The following is a 17,364-nucleotide window of genomic DNA, read 5'->3' on the forward strand; positions in this document are numbered from 1 at the left end:
TCTTTAGTCGTGAAATCCAGCGATCAGCCGATGATGCATTCATCGATGGTGCGCGGATGGCTGGTCAGCCGCTCCGGCCCCGTTTCGGTGATCAGCACCGTGTCGGAAATGCGATAGCCGCCGTGGCCGGGGATATAGAGACCCGGTTCGGACGAGACGATCATGCCCGGCTGCAGCGGGCTGTCGTCGCCATCGGCGATCCACGGCGGCTCATGCAGCCAGATGCCGATGCCATGGCCCTGGCGGTGGCGCAGATATTGCGCCATGCCGGCCTCGCGGATGACATCAAGGCAGATGCGATTGGCTTCCGAACAGGGACGGCCGGCGATAAGGGCATCGGTGCCGATGGCCTGGGCGCGGGTGGCGACTTCGAAATAGCGGCGCTGCTCGGCCGTGGGCTCGCCCATGACGAAGGTGCGCTCGCTCTCGGCAAAGCGGCCGCCAACGGCGCAGCCGAGCGAGAGGATGAAGGTTTCGCCGGGCTTGACCCGTTCGGCCGAGGGCAGGCCATGGGGCAGGGCGGCATTCTTGCCCGTATAGACGAGGCCGCCGGCCAGCATCTGGCCGACCACGACGTCTTCGTGCTCGGCATACATGGTCTTGGTGCCGAAGCTCGTGACATGGCGCGCAAGTTCGGCCTCGCTGGGGAGCGGCGTGCCAGCGGCCAGAGCGTCGCAGATGAGCCGGAGGCCTGCGTCTACCATGGCGTCGGAGATACGAGCGGCCTCGCGGTGAAGGACGATCTCTTCGGGGAATTTTATGAGCCGTGCGTCCTCGACGATTTCGGACATGACCCAGGTGGCATTGGGGGCGAATTGCTCGAACTTTTTGACACGGCCCGCGGGCGTGGTCGGCGAGTAGGCGATGCGGCCGGTCGGGTTCAGCTTTGAGAGCAGGATCGAGAAGGCGTCCTCGATGCCGGGATATTCGGGGTAGACGACAAAATCGGCAGCGGTGTTCTGCTTTTCGGCGTGGTCGGCTTCGAGCGCCGGCACGAGCAGAATGCAGTCCTTGGCCGTCAGCCAGATCGCGGCGGGGCGCTCATTGGGAAAGTGGAAGAAGCCGCTGAGATAGGCGACGTGGTGATGATCGTCGACGAGGAGGCCGTCAAAACCCTGGGCGGCCATGCGGGCGCGCAGCCCATCCTGGATGCGCGCATAGGTATCGCGCGAAAGGCGTTGCTTCACGGCTCAGTTCTCCCGGGTTTTTGGATTGCGGGCGTCGTTGTAGGCGATCGACACGAGCGTCGAAGAGACGACCAGAAGAAGAATGGCCAGCGAGGGGAAGAGCGTGCACCACCAGGCGACGGTGAGTGCGCCCGATCGCTGGGCATTGAAGAGTATCTTTCCCCAGGACCAGCTTTCCGGATCGCCAAGGCCGAGGAAGGAGAGGCCGGCTTCGGACATCACGGCGCGCGAGGCTGTGAGGACGACCGAGACGACGATGATCGGCGCCACGGCGGGCAGAAGATGGCGGGTCATAATCCAGAAATGCGAGCCGCCAATGGTGCGGGCCGCATCGACATAGGGGAGGCGCGTGACCGACAGCGCCTGCGAGCGGACGATGCGGGTCACTTCGGGCCACGAGAAGAGCGCGATGACGACGACCAGCGTTGTGACTGAAGGGCCCACGAGCGCCGCAACGAGGATCATCAGCGGCAGGACTGGTAAGGCGAGGGAGACGTCGACCAGCATGGAGATCGGCGCGTCGAGCCTTTTGGCATAGGCGGCGAGAATGCCCAGGGCCACGCCGATGAGGATGGCGAGGAAGGACGAGGCAAAGCCTATGATCATGCTGATGCGGGTGCCCCAGATGACCTGGGCTAACACGTCACGTCCGAGATCGTCGGTGCCGAAGGGGTGGGCGGCGGAAGGCGGCATCAGGATTTCGATGCCGTAGCCGCTGGGGAATTCGGCAAGCAGCGGCGCAATGAGCGCGACGAGCACCATGAGCAGGATGACGGCGGCCGAGCCCATGCCAAGCGGATTGCGCCGGAAGGCGCGCCAGGTGCGCTGGGCGGGCTTCAGATCGGCTGGGGGCAGGGTGGGCGCGGTGGTCGAAGTGTTGGTCATAGTCATCAGGCACGCACCCGCGGGTCGAGGAAGCCGTAGGCGATGTCGGTCACAAGGTTCGCGATCACCACCGTGGCAGCGAGCAGCACGAAAGCGCCCTGCAGCACGGGGAAATCGAGCTGGCCGACGGCCTCGTAAATGGCGCGGCCAACGCCGGGATAGGCGTAGATGGTTTCGGTGAGCACGGCGCCGCCTACCAGGAACCCGATCTGGAGACCGATCAGGGTGGTGGTGGGGAGGAGCGCGTTGCGCAGGGCGTGCTTCCAGATCACCTTGTTTTCGCGCGTGCCCTTGGCGCGGGCGAGGTCGCAATATTCTTCACCCAGAGCTTCGATCAGCGTGGCGCGCAGGGTCAGCACATAGGAGGCGAGCTGCGCGAGAACGAGCGTGAAGCAGGGCAGGATCAGGTGGTGGAGGACCGAGAGGTAATAGGAAAAGCCCGTGAGGCCTGATTTGACGGCCCCGCCGATGGGGAACCAGCCGAGCATGAGGCCGAGGGTATAGAGGAGCAAGATGCCGAGCGAGGGCACGAAGAGCGATTGCCCGACGACGCCGGTAATCTGGACGACCTGATCGACCCAGCCGCGGGCACGGGTGGCCGCCAAGACGCCAAGCGGCACGCCGAGGATCACCGTGAGCAGAAGGGCCGACCCTGTAAGAAGGAGCGTCCACGGGAGACGCTCCATCAAGACTTGGCTCACCGGCTGGCTGCGCAGGAACGAGACGCCCAGATTGCCCTGAACGAGCTCGCGCAGATACGCGAAGTACTGGACCAGCAGAGGCCGATCCAGACCGAATTGCTGCAACTGGGTCTGGCGGATTTCCTCGGTCATGCCCGGTGCGGCAACAGCCAGCACCGGGTCACCCGGCAGAAGCCGGACGAGGAAGAAGGTAACCGTCACGGCGAACCAGAAGGTCACCAATCCACGTATCAATCGTTGCAGAAAATAGCCGGTGAGATGCACGTTATCAGGTCTCTACTGGTCAGTTCTTGGGCTTGACCGAGGCCAGCGACAGCGGATTGACCAGCGAGAGCAGATCAGAGGGCTGAACCACGAAACCGTCCCACTTGTCGCTGTTATAGGCGAACTGGAAGGTCTGGTAGTAGAGCACGTTGTCGTAGACCTTCTCCGAGATCAGCTTGGCAGCGGCCTGGACCGGCACCTTCACAGCTTCGGGGGTCGTTGCAGCCTGGGCTTCGTCGATCAGCTTTTCCAGATCCGGATCGGAGATCGAGGCATAGTTGATGAAGCCGCCGGTGCGATAGGCGAGGCCGAGATAGGCGGCCGGCTCTTCCATCACCGCCCAATTGCCGGCGTAGATGTCAAAGTCCTTCTCGCGGCCACGGGCCAGGTAGGTGTTACGCTCGAGACCGGTCAGGTTGATCTTGATGCCGGCCTTGGTGGCGCCGTCCTTCATGATCTGGGCCCAGTTGGCGATATCGGCGGCGCTCTGTTCGTAGAGCAGGGAGAATTCGAGGCCGTCGAAGAAGCCGTCGCCATTGGCGTCGGTATAGCCGGCATCGGTCAGGATCTTCTTGGAGAGTTCCGGATCGAAGGCATATTCCTTGGCTTCCGGGTCAGCCCAGTAGCTCAGAACCGGCGAGATGGCCGAGGAATTGGTCGAGGTGGCAAGGCCCTGCATGGCGATGGCGCGGATGGCCTCGTAGTCCACGGCATGGGACAGCGCCTGACGGACTTCGAGCTTGGAGAGCTGTTCGTCGGTCATGTTGTAGAGGACGTGCGACCAGCCCAGCGACGGCGCCTGGGCGAGAGTGATGCCCGGCTGACCCTGAAGCGTGCGGGCGATGGGGGCCGGCAGCGAATTGGCGATGAGGTCGAGGTCGCCGGCGCGCAGCGCCAGGGCCTGGGCGTTCACATCGGGGAAGACGCGGAATTCGACTTCGTCGACGGTCGCCTTGCCGGCTTCAACGAGCGGGTAGTTGTCGACGGCGGTCAGCAGGTAGTTCTGGCCGGCATTGACTTCGGTGAGGGCGAAGGGACCGACGCTGACCCAATCCTTGTCATTGGCGAAGGCTGCAACCTGGCCGACTTCGGGGAAGGCGTGCTTCGGAACGATCGGCATCCAGAAGCCGATATTGGTCAGGAAGGTCGAGTCCGGACGGCTCAGCGTGAATTCGACGCGGGTCGGCGAGACGGCCGTGGCGCTGACGAAGGAAGGAATGAGACCTGCCGTCACGCCGATCTTTTCGGTGGTGACCGCGGTGACGGTGAAGACGATGTCGTCAGCCGTGAAGGGCGTGCCGTCGTTCCAGGTCATGTCGCCGCGGATATCCATCCAGGCGGTCAGGCCGTCCTCGGAATAGCCCCAATCGGTGGCGACATAGGGGTCCTTGGAGCCCTTGTCCGTCATCTGCATCAGGCGCGGATACATCAGGTTCGTGACCCAGGTATCCGAGCGGCTATTGCCGACGAGCGGGTTGAAATTGACGACGTCGGCGGTGGTGCCGATGACGATGCGGCTGGCTGCGTCCTGCGCATTGGCGGGGCTCAGGCTGGCCATCCCCATGGCCATAACGACCCCGCCCATCAGGACGGAACGACGGGTCAAAGCATTCCTAACATTGCGGATCATCATGGTCTCGCTGTTGAATTGGCACCCAAGTGTTGCGATGCGGCCGAAGCCGTGTCAAGGATTGTCGTACAATTCTTGAGCGAGGTAGTGTCACTGATGACGAAACAGGCAGACGAGCGCCCAGTGCTGTCGGTGTCAGGGCTCGATGTCAGCTTCCGCACCATGCGCGGCGACGTGAAAGCCGTTAGCGATGTTTCATTCGATCTCAAGCGCGGCGAAGTGCTGGCGCTGGTGGGGGAATCCGGCTCGGGAAAATCGGTTTCGACGCGCGCGGTGATGGGGATCGTTCGCGGCAATGCGACGATCAATGCGCGACGCATGGAGCTGGCAGGACACGACCTGCTCACTGCCGACGAGGAGCAGAAACGCAAGCTGCGCGGGCGTGTGATCAGCCTCGTTTTCCAGGATGCGCTATCGGCGCTCAACCCGGTTTTGTCGATCGGCGACCAGCTTGGCGAGCTCTACCGCACCCATCTCGGCGTGTCGAAAAAGGAGGCGCGGGAGCGCTCGATCGAGCTTTTGCGCTCGGTGCACCTGGCCTCGGCCGACAAGCGAATCGACGACTATCCGCACCAGTTTTCCGGCGGCATGCGGCAGCGCATTCTCATCGCTTCGGCCATTGCGCTGAAGCCCGAAGTGCTGATTGCCGACGAGCCGACGACGGCGCTCGACGTGACTGTTCAGGCCCAGATTCTGGACCTTTTGGACGAGCTGCGGGACGAGCTGGGCATGGCCATTCTGCTCATCACCCACGATCTCGGCGTCGTGGCGCGCATGGCTGAGCGGGTCGCCGTGATGTATGCCGGGCGCCTTGTTGAAACCGGCAGCGTCGACGATATTTTCCGTGCGCCGGCCCACCCCTATACGGCCGCACTGATGGCTTCGGCGCCGCGCATCGAGACGGTGGAAAAGCTCGAACCGATCAAGGGTTCGCCGCCCAACCTGATTGCGCCGCCGCCGGGCTGCGCCTTCAATCCGCGCTGCACGCATCTAGGCGAATTGTGCACGAAGGTTCGTCCGGAGCTTGTCGGCGATCTTCCGGGACGTAGCCGCGCCTGTCACTATCCGCTCGTGGAGACCGCCCATGTCGGCTGAACCGATCCTCGAGGCCCGTGGCCTTTCCAAGACTTTCAGGGCCGGCGGCGCTGTGTTTGGCAAGCAGTTTCATGCGGTGAAGGACGTGAGCCTTGCCGTCATGCCGGGCGAAACGCTGGCCGTTGTGGGAGAATCCGGCTGCGGCAAGTCCACGCTGGCGCGTATGCTCGTGGGGCTGGAGACACCAGACGAGGGCGAAATCCTCTTCCGCGGCGCGCCGATCAAGCGGGATCGGGCCCTGCGCCGACAGGTGCAGATGGTGTTTCAGGACCCCTATCTGTCGCTCAATCCGCGGCGCACCGTGCTCGATATCGTGGCTGAACCGCTCGATGTTCATGGGCTCGCCAAGGGCGCGGCGCGCACGGCACGGGTTGAAGAACTTTTGACGGCAGTGGGTCTTGATCCCGCCGCGTCGAGCCGTTTTCCACATGAATTTTCGGGTGGCCAGCGTCAGCGCATCGGTATTGCCCGCGCGCTGGCGGCGGAGCCCTCGGTTTTGGTCTGCGACGAGCCGGTTTCGGCGCTCGACGTGTCGGTTCAGGCGCAGGTTGTGAACCTGCTGATCGACCTCCAGAAGCGACTCGGTATTGCGATTATCTTCATCGCCCACGACCTCGCCGTGGTGCGGGCCATCTCGCATCGGGTGATGGTGATGTATCTCGGTCGCGCGGTCGAAGAGGGTGGTGCCGATCAGGTTCTGGTGACGCCAAACCATCCCTACACAGTGGCCCTGCGTGGCTCGGCGCTGGAGCCCGATCCGGCGCGGGCGCGTCTGGCGCGTGGCAAGGCAACGCGTGGCGAGCCGCCCAATCCCGTCAATCCGCCGCCGGGCTGTCGCTTCAATCCGCGCTGTCCGCGCGTGACCGACGAATGCCGCAAGGACGAACCGCAGATGAAGCGGCATAGCGATGCGGCCGGCGTCAGCGGCGTTGCCTGCTACCATCCGGTGCGCGAGGCGGCTGAGCTCAGCGCGTAAGCAAAAAAAAGGCGGCCGGAGCGATCCGGCCGCCTTTTTCATGCGTGAAATCAGCTAGACGCGGCCGAGCCGGTCGAGAAGCGCGGCGCCGGTGCGGATGCCTTTCAGGAACAGGTCGATTTCCATGTTCTCGTTGGGTGCGTGGTTGGCTTCGTCGGCATTGGCATAGGGCATGACGAAGGCGGGGACGCCGAGCACCTTGGTGAAGACATAGTCGGGCAGGCTGCCGCCGGCCGAGGGATAGACCAGCGGCTGCTCGTTGCGGGCTTCAACAATGGCTTCCTGGATGAGCTTGCCCCAGGGGTCGTCCAGCGGCGTGCGCGAGGGCAGCATGGAGCCATAGGTGATGACCTCAACCTCGGGCGCATGCTTGGCGACGTGGGCTTTGACGCAGGCATAGACATGGTCTGAAGTCATCGCTTCGACGAGGCGGATGTCGCATTTGGCGACGGCCTCGCAGGGCAGGACCGATTTGGTGCCCGGTCCGCCATAGCCGCCGTGAAGGCCGTTGATGGTGAGGGTCGGATGGAACATCAGCCGGTCCCAGAACGGGCGATCGGCTGGCTCGTCGAGGCGGGTCAGGCCCATATCGGCCATGTATGCCGGCAGGTCGAGCGGCAGGGCCTTGGTCGCGGCAATGTCGGCTTCGGTCGGCGGAATGATCTGGTTGTGCAGGCCGTCGATGGTGATGCGGCCATCGGAGGTCTTCATGGTCGAGAGCAGATGCACCAATGTCCAGATGGCGTTGGGCATGACGCCACCGTAATTGCCCGAATGGGCATCGCGGGCGGCGGTGCGGACGCGCAGCTCGAACGAGGTCATGCCGCGCACGCCATAGGTCAGCGTCGAATTGCCGGATTCGTGCAGGGGGCCATCGGCGGTGACCACGAAATCGGCCTTGAGGCGATCCTTATAGTCCCTGACGAAATCGGCGATCTGCGGCGAGCCAATCTCTTCCTCGCCTTCAAGGAGGAAGATCACGTTGCAGGGCAGGGTGCCATGCACCTTGAGATGCGCCTCGATGGCCATGATCTGCGCAAAGTGCTGGCCCTTGTTGTCGCCAACGCCGCGGGCATAGATGCGCCCATTGCGAATGGTCGGCTCGAAGGGCGGGCTTTCCCACAGTTCCAGCGGATCGGGCGGCTGCACGTCGTAGTGGCCGTAGAGCAGCACGGTGGGCTTTGCCGGGTCGACATTGTAGCGGGCGAGGACGAAGGGATGGCCCTTGGTCGGGATCGCCTCGACTTCCATGCCCAGCTCGCCGAGCATTTTCACGAGCAGCTCGGAGACTTCGCGGATGCCGATATTGTGGGCGCTGATCGAGGGATTGCGCACATAGTCGATCAGGCGAGCGATATATTCGTCGTGCCGGGCTTCGATATGGGAGAAGACCGGGCTCAGCGTGGGCGAGGTCATGCTGCTTCCTTGGTGAGGATGATGCCGCCCGAGGCATGCACCTTGCCCTGCCAGCCGGAGGCGACGAAGGTGGTGGTGTCGAGCTGGGTCAGGATGACGGGACCGGCGAAGGTCGCACCGGCGCCGAGTTTTGCGCGATCGAGAACGGGCACGTCGACTTGTTTGCCGCCGATGCTGACAGCAGTGTGCTCTTCCGGCGCAGGCGTCGTGCCCGGTGCCAGTTCGACGGCGGGCGGCACGGCGGCAAGACCGGTTGCGTGAACACGCAGGGTGACGAGCTCGATCGGAGCGCCGAGATTGAAGCCGTAGAGCGCCTTGTGGGCAGCCTGGAAATTGGCTTCCACCTGCGCACGGTCCGCGGCGTAGGCCACGGCGATTTCGCCGCCTTGTCCGGCATAGCGCAGGAGGGCAACGCGTTCGATGACGCGCACTTCGGAGGCGACATCTTCCTCGTTGAGCCAGGCGGTTGCCTGCGCTTCTAGTTCGGCGATGATCGGCTCGGTCGCAGCCGGGTCCATGGCGCCAGGGATGGCCATGGCACGCGAAAATTCCGACTTGAGATCGGCGGCAAGGAGGCCATCGGCGCAGAGCACGCCGGGGGCAGGGGTGATCAGCACGCTCTTGATCCCCAGAAGATCGGCAAGGGCGCAACCATGGAGCGGGCCGGCACCGCCGAAGGGCACGAGGGTGAAATCACGCGGATCATGGCCACGCTCGACCGAGACCACGCGCATGGCGCCGACCATGTGGTTGTCGGCAATGGCGAGGATGCCGCGGGCAGCGGTTTCGAGGTCGAGCCCGAGCGGCTCGGCGATGGTCATCACCGCGCGCTTGGCGGCCTCGACATCGAGCACCATGCTGCCGCCGAGGAGGCGTGCAGGCAATTGGCCGAGCGCGACATGGGCGTCGGTGACGGTGGGCTCGGTGCCACCCTTGCCGTAGCAGGCGGGGCCGGGCCAGGCGCCGGCGCTTTCGGGGCCGACAGTCAGGGCGCCGTCCTTGATGCGGGCGAGGGAGCCGCCGCCGGCACCGATGGTGATCATGTCGACCATGGGCAAGGCCAGCGGCCATTCGCCGACGGCGCCGTGCTGGGTGAGGCCGATCTGGCCGCCCTTGATGAGGCAGATATCGGCCGAGGTGCCGCCGATATCATTGGTGATGATGTCCTCAATGCCGCAGGCAGCAGCCGCGGCGCGGGCGCCGACGACGCCGGCTGCGGGGCCGGACAGGGCAGTGAGGGCGGGGGCGACGCGGATTTTCGGTGCGCCCGCAACGCCGCCATTGGACTGCATCAACATCAGCGGCGGGGTAGCGCCTTCGTCATCGAGGCGCTTTTCGAGGTTTTTCACATAGGTGGTCACGCCCGGCATGACCGTAGCGTTGAGCACGGTGGTCAGGCTGCGCTCATATTCGCGCACCACCGGCAGCACGTCGCTGGAAACGGTGACGGCGAGGCCGGGCAGTTCCTCGCGCAGGATTTCGGCAACGCGCCGCTCATGCGCCGGATTGGCATAGGCATGGATGAGGCAGACGGCGACGGCCTGCACATTCATGCCGCGGATCTTTTCGGCAGCGGCGCGAACGGTTGCTTCATCGAGTGCTTCGAGCACCGCGCCACCGGCGGCGACGCGTTCGTCGACTTCGACGATGCGGCTCGACGGCACCGGGGGGACCGGCTTGACCCAAGTATAGAGATTGGCCTTGCGTGGAATATCCTGACGACCGATGGCCAGCACGTGGCGGAAGCCGCGCGTGGTGACGAGCGCAGTGCGCGCGCCCTTGCCTTCAAGGATCATATTGGTGGCAACGGTCGTGCCGTGCAGCACCTGATCGAGATCGGCAGCCGAGGCGCCGGCCTGCTGCAAAGCAAGGCGGATGCCGTTGAGGAAGGCTTCCGACGGATCGGACGGGATGGACGGGGTCTTGGCGCGCCAGGAGCGGCCGGAACCGTCGACCAGGGCGACGTCGGTAAAGGTGCCACCGATATCAACGGCAACGGCGAGATTGGTTGGGCTTTTTTCCGTGGCCATATCAGGCGAGCTCATCGATATAGGTATTGCGGTGGAAGGGTTTGGTGGCCGGACGGTCGGCGCGCAGCTTTTCTGTGGCTTCGACATCGAGCTGGTCGTCTGAAATCACGACGCCGTAGAAGGTCTTCGCAGCTTCAGCAGTAACGAAACCGCCGCGGACGTCTTCGAGCACGCGTTCGGCCGGGCGATCATAGGGGTGGCCCATGCCGCCGCCGCCGCCGGTGCGGATGCGCAGGATGTCGCCCTTCTTGAGGGCCGTGCCGTCCGAGAGCGGCGGAATCTTGCGCTCTTCGGGCGTGCCGGGATTGACGACAATGGAGCCGCCGCCACCAGACATGCCGCCGGCATAGCCCCAGGGCGGGTTCTTGACGCCGTCAATACGGATGGCAAGGAGAGCCTCATCGGCGAGGATTTCGTACTCGCGGATAATGCCGGTACCGCCGCGGAAGCGGCCGGGGCCGCCGGAATCGGGCACGACACCATATTGGCGCAGACGGATCGGATAGCCGCCTTCGAGGAACTCGACGGGGTAGTTTTCCTGCGCCACGAAGTAGACGGCGTCGATGCCATCGGCAAAGTCGCGGGCGCCATAGCCGACGCCGATACCGTCAGCGAGGAGGAAGGGTTTCGGCGTGCCGGTTTCCTTGCCAAACGTGCCGCGCATGATGGTGACGACATAGGCCGAATGGGCCGCCGGGGCGCCGCCCTTGCCGCGATTGACGAGGCCGTTGAGCACGGCAAGCATGCGCATCATGGTGAGGCCGCGCATGCCGAGCGGTGCGGGGAAGCGCGGTTGGACGATGGAGCCTTCGCGCAGGCGCACTTCATCGATGGCGAGCGGGCCGCCGGCGTTGACCACCTGGGAGGGATCGCCGCCGAGGAAATAGAGCCCAAGCGCCATGCCGGGCACGCCCTTGTTCATGATCAGGTTGACCGGGCCGGGGGCCTGATCGTCGCTTTCCGTCGCGTCGAAAATGAAGCGGTCTTCGCCATTGGCACCCTTTTCGCGGGTGATGGCGAAGCGCAGGCTGAATGGGCCATTGCCGTGGCCGTCGCTGTCGATCTGGTCGGAGAACTTGTAGGTGCCGTAGTCAAAGGTTTCGGCAAGGCGACGGCGCACCAGCGTGCGGGTGCGGTCGAGGAGCTGCGCGAGGGCGTCCGAGACCGTGTCGGCGCCGTGGCGCGCGACGACTTCGGCAACGCGGGTGACGCCGAGCTTGACCGAGGCCATGAGCGCCGACATGTCACCTTCGCTCTGGGCCGGGAAGCGCGAATTGCGGTGGAAGATGGCGAGGGCCATTTCGTTGACCACGCCCGCATCGACCAGCTTGGTCGGCGGGATGATGATACCCTCCTGGTAGATGGAAGTGGCATCGGGGCTGATGGAGCCGGGATGCAGGCCGCCGATATCGGCGAAGTGTGCCCAGCTCATCACGAAGGCGCAGAGGCGGTCGCCGTGGAAGACCGGGGCGAGCAGCACCTGGTCGTTCGAGTGGGTCACGGCGCCCTTGGAGCCATAGCAGTCATTGTACCAGTAGAGATCGCCCGGCTTCATGGTCTCGCGCGGAAAATGCTCGAAGACCGGCGAGGTGAGGTCGCCGAAGATCGGGACCATCGAACCCACGGCCATGACGCCGCGCTCGTCGAAGAGGGCGGTATAAAAGTCCTTCTTTTCGCGGATGAAGGCGGAGATCGCGGTGCGCTCGATCAGCGCTTCCATTTCGCGCTGGGTCGCCATGATCGCCCCGCGGATGATTTCCAGCGTCACCGGATCGCAAATGGGGGCAGTATCCGGCGCCAAGGCCGGCATGGCGGATGAGAGCGGTGTCATCAAAAGCCTTCCAGAGAGAAAAGAAGAGAAAGTATCGGGAGCGTGCTCGGCACTATTCATCCCGGTCCATATGGCGGAGCACGGCGTCGGCTGAGCGACGCACATAGATCCGGGTGGCGCGCTCGGCGGCGGCGATATCGCGGGCGGTGATGCCGGCGATGATGGCACGCACGCCTTCCATGCCGGTTTCGAGCTGGCCCGGCTCGTCCATGGCGTAGATGCGGAGCATGTTGACGCGGGAGCGGAGCTGATCGAGCATTTCGGCAGCGATCTGGTTGTCCGCGACATCGGTCATGAAGCGCAGGAATTTCGACATGGTTTCGGCCATGCCGACCTTGTCCCCATTCGAGCCGGCTTCGAGGAGACGGCGGCCAAAATCCTGGGCGGCGGCAATATCTTCGTCCGTCGCGCAGGCGAGGAAGCTGCGCACGGTGATGGCTTCGAGTTCGGTGCGGATCTCGTAGATTTCGTGGACGTGCTTGCGGGTCAGCCGCGCGACGCGGAGGCCGCTATGCGGGATGACGTTGACCAGCTTTTCGGCTTCGAGCCGGCGCGCGACTTCGCGCACCACGGTGCGGCTGATGCCGAAGGCTTCGCAGAGTTCGCGCTCGGTCAGGCGTGTGTCCGGCGCAATACGGCCTTCCATGATCGCGGTGCGGACGGAGTCAAAAACCCGATCGCGGGCGAGCTGGCGCGTTTGCGTGCTCTCCTCCGCCAGCTCATCGGCCATGTGCGATGCATCAACCTGAAAGATTCTACGCAAGTCGCTCATTAGTATCGGTCGCCCCAAGGGAAAATGGGTGGGTCATCCTGCATTTGGCCGTCTTGGTCAAATCGGTGCGACGGCGTGTTGGAATGACTGTAACGAGGGTGTTTCGCAAAGCCTAGCGGAAAATTGTCGTACAATCCGGATTGTCGTACAATTTATCTTGGGGCATCGTGGGCCGTCACTTTGCATAGAGAGGGTTCAGCATGCTCGACACGGCCATCAAAAACGCCATCGCCCAGGTCAATGCCGACGCGGCTTGGCCGCTGGTGGAAGCCTTTTCCACCATGCCGCGCTGGAAGCCGGAAGACGTCGAAGCCTCAGCCCACGATATTGCCCGGCGCCTTGGAGAGCTTGGCGTGCCGGTCGAAATGCTCGAAGCCTCGCTCTATCTATCCATTCCATATGAGGCATCGGTCGAGGCCAATGGCAAGACCTATGCCTCGAAGCCTCCCGCCTATTCGCTGAGCTGCCCGGAAGGCATGAGCGGCGTGCTGCACCATGTGCCGGGCGCGCTGGCTGCCAGCGTTGGCAGCTTTTACGAAAAGAACCGGGACGAGGCAGCGGCCGCCGAGGAGCGCATTCGCGGCAAGATCGTGCTCACCGACGGCTTTGCCTCGCCCAACAAGGTGCTCGAATTTCAGGAAAAGGGCGCCATTGGCGTCATCGCCGTCAATCCTGGCATCGACCGGCACTGGGGCATCTGCTCCTCGGTCTGGGGTTCGCCCGATCTCGATGGCCTGCCGCGCAAGCCGGTGATCCCCGTTGCCGTCGTCAACAATCCCGATGGGCAGGAGCTGATCGAACTGGCCAAGGCCGGTGGCAGCGTCACCATAAAGACCCGCTTGGAAGAGGGCTGGTTCAAGTCGCTTGTGCCGGTGGTCAATGTGCCCGGCACAGTGGAGCCAGAAAAGTTCGTGCTGCTCGCCGGCCACTATGACAGCTGGGACGTGGGCGTGGGCGACAATGCAACGGGCGATGCCGCCATGCTCGAGATCGCCCGCGTGCTCTGGCACAACCGTGGCGATCTCCGCCGCTCGGTGCGCATCGCTTGGTGGCCGGGCCACTCGACTGGCCGCTACGCCGGTTCGGCCTGGTATGCCGATGCCTTCGCGCTCGATCTCGACGAGAACTGCGTCGCCCAGGTCAATTGCGACAGCCCCGGCTGCCGTTGGGCCGATGTCTATGAGAACGTCGCGGTAATGAGCGAGGCCAATGGCCTCTGCACCGATGTCATTCGCGAGGTTGCCGATCTGCCATTCCATGGCGAACGGCCGCTGCGCGCCGGCGATTATTCCTTCAACAATATCGGGCTTTCGAGCTTCTTCATGCTGTCCTCCACCATGACGGTCGAGAAGCGCAAGGAGATGGAATATTACACGGTCGGCGGCTGCGGCGGGAACATTGCCTGGCACACCGAAAACGACCTGATGGACATTGCCGATCGCGACATTCTCATTCGCGACATCAAAGTCTATCTCGCCGGCATCATGGCGGTGGCCAATGCGCCGATCCTGCCCTTCGACTGGCGCGCGACGGCTGCCGAGTTCAAGGCGACGCTGGAGAAGTATCAGAAGGCGGCGGGCGACGATGCCGCGCTGCTCGATCCCGTTGCTTCCGAACTGGCCGGTCTCAGCGCTTCGCTCGACGCCTTCTATGCCGGTACTGCGAATGGCACGGTGGCCGAGGCTCAGGCCAACGCGGTGATCCAGCAGCTCGCCCGCATTCTCGTGCCGCTCAACTATACGCGCGGTCCGCGTTTCACCCATGATCCGGCTTTGCCGGTGCCGGGTCTGCCGGCCATTTCGGTGGCGGGCGAGCTCAAGACGCATGGACCGGAAACGCTCGGCTTTGCCCGCACCCAGCTCATGCGCGGCGCCAACCGCACGGCAGCGGCCCTGCGGCAGGCGGCGCGGCTTCTGACCGCCTAAAGCAAAACGTATGGTCGGGCAGGGTGCCCGGCCATACCGCTGGCGCGTTGGAGCTGAAACAGCCAGCGCCTTGGGCTTCGATCCCGCACATTTCGTTTCGGCGCAACGCACGCCCATTAGCTCGCAGGTCCGGCCCGCGGGCGAACCGTCGCGGAAGTTCATCCCATTCTTGCAATTAATTCTTACTTGCAAAAACATTCGATGTGGCGCTACTTCTAAATTGCGAATGGTTCGCAACTGGGGTGCTCATGTCAAACGCCGAACTTGCTCCCGATCTGGTCAGCCGCCGCAGCTTGTTGCTGGGTGGGCTCGCAGCTGCCGGCGGCGCTGCTGCGCTGGCCACGACCACCGTTGCCCAGGACATGCCGGGGCATGACATGAGCGGCATGCCGGTAGAGCCGGCTGCAACCTCGACCAGCCCCTATGCCGCGCCCCCGGCGCATGGCGGTGCCCACGGCGACATGATGACGGTCGGTACGGTGGATCACGGCGCCAACGGGTTCGATCCCTCCACCATGCTGACCGAATGGGAAACCGGCACGCTGTCCACCATGGAGGACGGTCGGACATTGCGCACTTTCACGGTCGAAGCGATCGATAAGGAAATCGAGATTGCTCCGGGCGTGATGTTTCCGGCCTGGACCTATAACGGCCGCGTGCCAGGCCCGGCGCTCCGCGCCAAGGAGGGTGAGCGGCTGCGGATCGTGTTCAGCAATTTTGGGTCCCATCCGCACTCGATGCATTTTCACGGCATTCACTCGGCCCGCATGGATGGCGTGCCTGGCGCTGGGCTGATCAATCCGGGCGAAGAATTCGTCTACGAATTCGACGCAAAGCCTTTCGGCTGCCATCTCTATCACTGCCACGCACTGCCGCTGAAACGGCACATGCACAAGGGCATGTATGGCGCCTTCATCATCGACCCGGATCCCGCGCTGCATCCCGAATTTGCCGAAGTCGCCGCCTCCCGCCTGCTCGGCACGCCCGAAAATGCGCTCTGGCAGGAAATGGTCATGGTGATGAATGCCTTCGACACCAATTTCGACAACGAGAACGAGTTCTACGCGGTCAATACCATCGCCCATGCCTATGCAAAGACGCCGATCCGCATCGTCAAATCGAGGCCAGTGCGCATCTATCTGGTCAATGTCACCGAGTTCGACCCGATCAACTCGTTTCACCTGCACGCCAATTTCTTCGACTATTTCGACACCGGCACCAATCTGGCGCCCACGCTGCGGACCGTTGACCTGATCATGCAATGCCAGGCCCAGCGCGGCATTCTCGAGTTCTCGTTCAGGGACCACGAGGCCGGCAGCTACATGTTCCACCCGCACCAGAGCGAGTTCACCGAACTGGGCTGGATGGGAATGTTCGACGTGGTGGAGGGCTGAGCCATGAACGAAATGGCCGACACGACGACCACTTCGGCAAAGGCAGCAGCCATCGGCAACCGTCGATCCCTTCTCTGGCTGCTGCTGCCGCTGGGGCTGTTCTTGCTGGCTCTCGCCTGGATCGCTTCCACTGATCCGCTGCGCAACTTCAACAATGGCGCCCCGCCGGTCGAGGCGCTGACCTATGAGCGCACGGTGCTCGACGACACCGGCATTCACGTCCAGCTCCGCGCCGGCGGCTCCGAGCCGATGACGATTGCCCAGGTGCAGGTTGACGATGCCTACTGGAATTTCTCCCAGACCCCGGCCGGCCCGATCGCCCGCGGCAGTACCGCGTGGATCGACCTGGCCTATCCCCTGGGTTCTGGGCGAGGCCCATGTCGTCAATATCATCACCAATACCGGCGCCGCCTTTGCCCACGAAATCGCCGTGGCGGTACCGACGCCGGTCCCGACCCAATCCATGCTCTGGCAGCAGGCGCTGATCGGCATCATTGTCGGCGTTTTGCCCGTTGCCATTGGCCTCCTGTGCTACCCCGCGCTGCGCGGTGTCGGTCAGGCTGGCATGAATTTCCTCCTGGCGCTGACCATTGGCCTTCTGGCTTTCCTGCTTGTCGACATGACGTTTGAAGCGCTGGAACTGGCCGGAGAGTCCGCCGCGATGTTCCAGGGCTCGTCCATGGTCCTGCTGGTGGCGCTGGCCAGCTTCCTGATCCTCATGGGCGTCGGGCACTGGCGTGGCACGCCAACCGGCCTGTCGCTGTCGTTCTTTATCGCGCTCGGCATTGGCCTCCACAATTTCGGCGAGGGCCTTGCCATCGGAGCGGCCTTTGCCGCGGGCTCTGCCGGTCTCGGCACTTTCCTGGTGCTGGGTTTTGCCCTGCACAACGTCACCGAAGGCATCGGCATAGCCGCGCCAATCCTTCGGGTTCGTCCGCCGCTCTGGAGCTTTGCGGCATTGGCGCTGCTTGCAGGTCTGCCTGCCGTCTTCGGGCTGTGGCTAGGTAGTCTCGCCTATGCGCCGCAATGGTCCGCCCTGGCGCTCGGTGTCGGCGCCGGGGCCATCGCTCAGGTCATCGTCGAGGTCGGGGCCTATCTGCTGCGTTCAAACCCTGGTTCCCGCTCGCCGCTGTTCTCGCCTGCAGTCCTTGGGGGCCTGCTGACCGGCATCGGCTTCATGTACGTCACCGCTGCGATCATCAAGATCTGAACCCAAAGCCCGCGACCCAAAAAAGCAGGCGGGGCGATCGACACATCG

At 63.8% G+C, this 17,364-nt stretch carries 12 protein-coding genes and 1 pseudogene; 5 read left to right on the forward strand and 8 right to left on the reverse strand.

What is annotated here, in order from left to right:
- Positions 1 to 23: 23 nt before the first annotated feature.
- Genes NVV77_RS04610 through NVV77_RS04625 form a run of 4 tightly spaced genes read right to left on the reverse strand, consistent with a single transcriptional unit; the run spans position 24 to position 4,643 of the window.
- Complete coding sequence (locus tag NVV77_RS04610; RefSeq protein WP_295411204.1) at positions 24 to 1,187, reverse strand: Xaa-Pro peptidase family protein; 1,164 nt, start codon at positions 1,185 to 1,187, stop codon at positions 24 to 26.
- 3 nt (positions 1,188 to 1,190) lie between these two features.
- Complete coding sequence (locus tag NVV77_RS04615) at positions 1,191 to 2,078, reverse strand: ABC transporter permease (protein WP_295411206.1); 888 nt, start codon at positions 2,076 to 2,078, stop codon at positions 1,191 to 1,193.
- Positions 2,078 to 3,037, reverse strand: a complete 960-nt coding sequence (locus NVV77_RS04620; RefSeq protein ID WP_295411209.1) for an ABC transporter permease — start codon at positions 3,035 to 3,037, stop codon at positions 2,078 to 2,080. The genes NVV77_RS04615 and NVV77_RS04620 overlap by 1 nt, the downstream gene beginning before the upstream one ends.
- A gap of 19 nt (positions 3,038 to 3,056) precedes the next feature.
- Entirely contained in the window at positions 3,057 to 4,643 is a 1,587-nt protein-coding gene (locus NVV77_RS04625; RefSeq protein ID WP_295411211.1) for an ABC transporter substrate-binding protein, read from the reverse strand.
- Between the two features lie 120 nt (positions 4,644 to 4,763).
- Here NVV77_RS04625 and NVV77_RS04630 point away from each other — a divergent pair, with 120 nt between their 5' ends.
- Positions 4,764 to 5,762 carry an ABC transporter ATP-binding protein gene (locus tag NVV77_RS04630; protein WP_295411213.1) on the forward strand — a complete coding sequence of 333 codons (999 nt, stop codon included), beginning with the start codon at positions 4,764 to 4,766 and terminating at the stop codon, positions 5,760 to 5,762.
- Positions 5,752 to 6,738: an ABC transporter ATP-binding protein gene (locus tag NVV77_RS04635; RefSeq protein WP_295411215.1), complete on the forward strand. Its 987-nt coding sequence runs from the start codon at positions 5,752 to 5,754 to the stop codon at positions 6,736 to 6,738. Before NVV77_RS04630 ends, NVV77_RS04635 begins: the two co-directional genes overlap by 11 nt.
- A 54-nt stretch (positions 6,739 to 6,792) precedes the next feature.
- Here the strand turns inward: NVV77_RS04635 and NVV77_RS04640 are convergent, their stop codons facing one another.
- The 4 genes from NVV77_RS04640 to NVV77_RS04655 are packed head-to-tail and all read right to left on the reverse strand — an operon-like array spanning position 6,793 to position 12,745.
- Positions 6,793 to 8,154 carry a M20/M25/M40 family metallo-hydrolase gene (locus tag NVV77_RS04640; protein WP_295411217.1) on the reverse strand — a complete coding sequence of 454 codons (1,362 nt, stop codon included), beginning with the start codon at positions 8,152 to 8,154 and terminating at the stop codon, positions 6,793 to 6,795.
- On the reverse strand, positions 8,151 to 10,184 hold the full coding sequence (locus NVV77_RS04645; RefSeq protein ID WP_295411219.1) for a hydantoinase/oxoprolinase family protein: 2,034 nt from the start codon (positions 10,182 to 10,184) through the stop codon (positions 8,151 to 8,153). The genes NVV77_RS04640 and NVV77_RS04645 overlap by 4 nt, the downstream gene beginning before the upstream one ends.
- Before the next feature lies 1 nt (position 10,185).
- A complete protein-coding gene (locus tag NVV77_RS04650; protein WP_295411221.1) occupies positions 10,186 to 12,015 on the reverse strand; it encodes a hydantoinase B/oxoprolinase family protein in 1,830 nt (609 codons plus the stop codon).
- 52 nt (positions 12,016 to 12,067) lie between these two features.
- Positions 12,068 to 12,745 (reverse strand): GntR family transcriptional regulator, encoded by a 678-nt coding sequence (locus NVV77_RS04655; RefSeq protein ID WP_295411224.1) that lies wholly within the window; start codon positions 12,743 to 12,745, stop codon positions 12,068 to 12,070.
- 242 nt (positions 12,746 to 12,987) lie between these two features.
- Here NVV77_RS04655 and NVV77_RS04660 point away from each other — a divergent pair, with 242 nt between their 5' ends.
- The 3 genes and pseudogenes from NVV77_RS04660 to NVV77_RS04670 all read left to right on the forward strand — a co-directional run bounded on the left by NVV77_RS04660 (position 12,988) and on the right by NVV77_RS04670 (position 17,316).
- Entirely contained in the window at positions 12,988 to 14,712 is a 1,725-nt protein-coding gene (locus tag NVV77_RS04660; RefSeq protein ID WP_295411226.1) for a M28 family peptidase, read from the forward strand.
- 248 nt (positions 14,713 to 14,960) lie between these two features.
- On the forward strand, positions 14,961 to 16,106 hold the full coding sequence (locus NVV77_RS04665; protein ID WP_295411228.1) for a multicopper oxidase domain-containing protein: 1,146 nt from the start codon (positions 14,961 to 14,963) through the stop codon (positions 16,104 to 16,106).
- A gap of 12 nt (positions 16,107 to 16,118) precedes the next feature.
- Positions 16,119 to 17,316 (forward strand): annotated as a pseudogene (locus tag NVV77_RS04670) (ZIP family metal transporter).
- Positions 17,317 to 17,364: the final 48 nt, after the last annotated feature.

The organism is Devosia sp. (genome assembly GCF_024707125.1).
Lineage (GTDB): Bacteria > Pseudomonadota > Alphaproteobacteria > Rhizobiales > Devosiaceae > Devosia.

Excerpts from the sequence above, each read along its gene's own strand:
- NVV77_RS04615 (WP_295411206.1), bottom strand. The coding sequence starts at position 2,078 with ATGACTATGACCAACACTTCGACCACCGCGCCCACCCTGCCCCCAGCC.
- NVV77_RS04630 (WP_295411213.1), top strand. The coding sequence starts at position 4,764 with ATGACGAAACAGGCAGACGAGCGCCCAGTGCTGTCGGTGTCAGGGCTC.
- NVV77_RS04635 (WP_295411215.1), top strand. The coding sequence starts at position 5,752 with ATGTCGGCTGAACCGATCCTCGAGGCCCGTGGCCTTTCCAAGACTTTC.
- NVV77_RS04640 (WP_295411217.1), bottom strand. The coding sequence starts at position 8,154 with ATGACCTCGCCCACGCTGAGCCCGGTCTTCTCCCATATCGAAGCCCGG.
- NVV77_RS04645 (WP_295411219.1), bottom strand. The coding sequence starts at position 10,184 with ATGGCCACGGAAAAAAGCCCAACCAATCTCGCCGTTGCCGTTGATATC.
- NVV77_RS04650 (WP_295411221.1), bottom strand. The coding sequence starts at position 12,015 with ATGACACCGCTCTCATCCGCCATGCCGGCCTTGGCGCCGGATACTGCC.
- NVV77_RS04655 (WP_295411224.1), bottom strand. The coding sequence starts at position 12,745 with ATGGCCGATGAGCTGGCGGAGGAGAGCACGCAAACGCGCCAGCTCGCC.
- NVV77_RS04660 (WP_295411226.1), top strand. The coding sequence starts at position 12,988 with ATGCTCGACACGGCCATCAAAAACGCCATCGCCCAGGTCAATGCCGAC.
- NVV77_RS04665 (WP_295411228.1), top strand. The coding sequence starts at position 14,961 with ATGTCAAACGCCGAACTTGCTCCCGATCTGGTCAGCCGCCGCAGCTTG.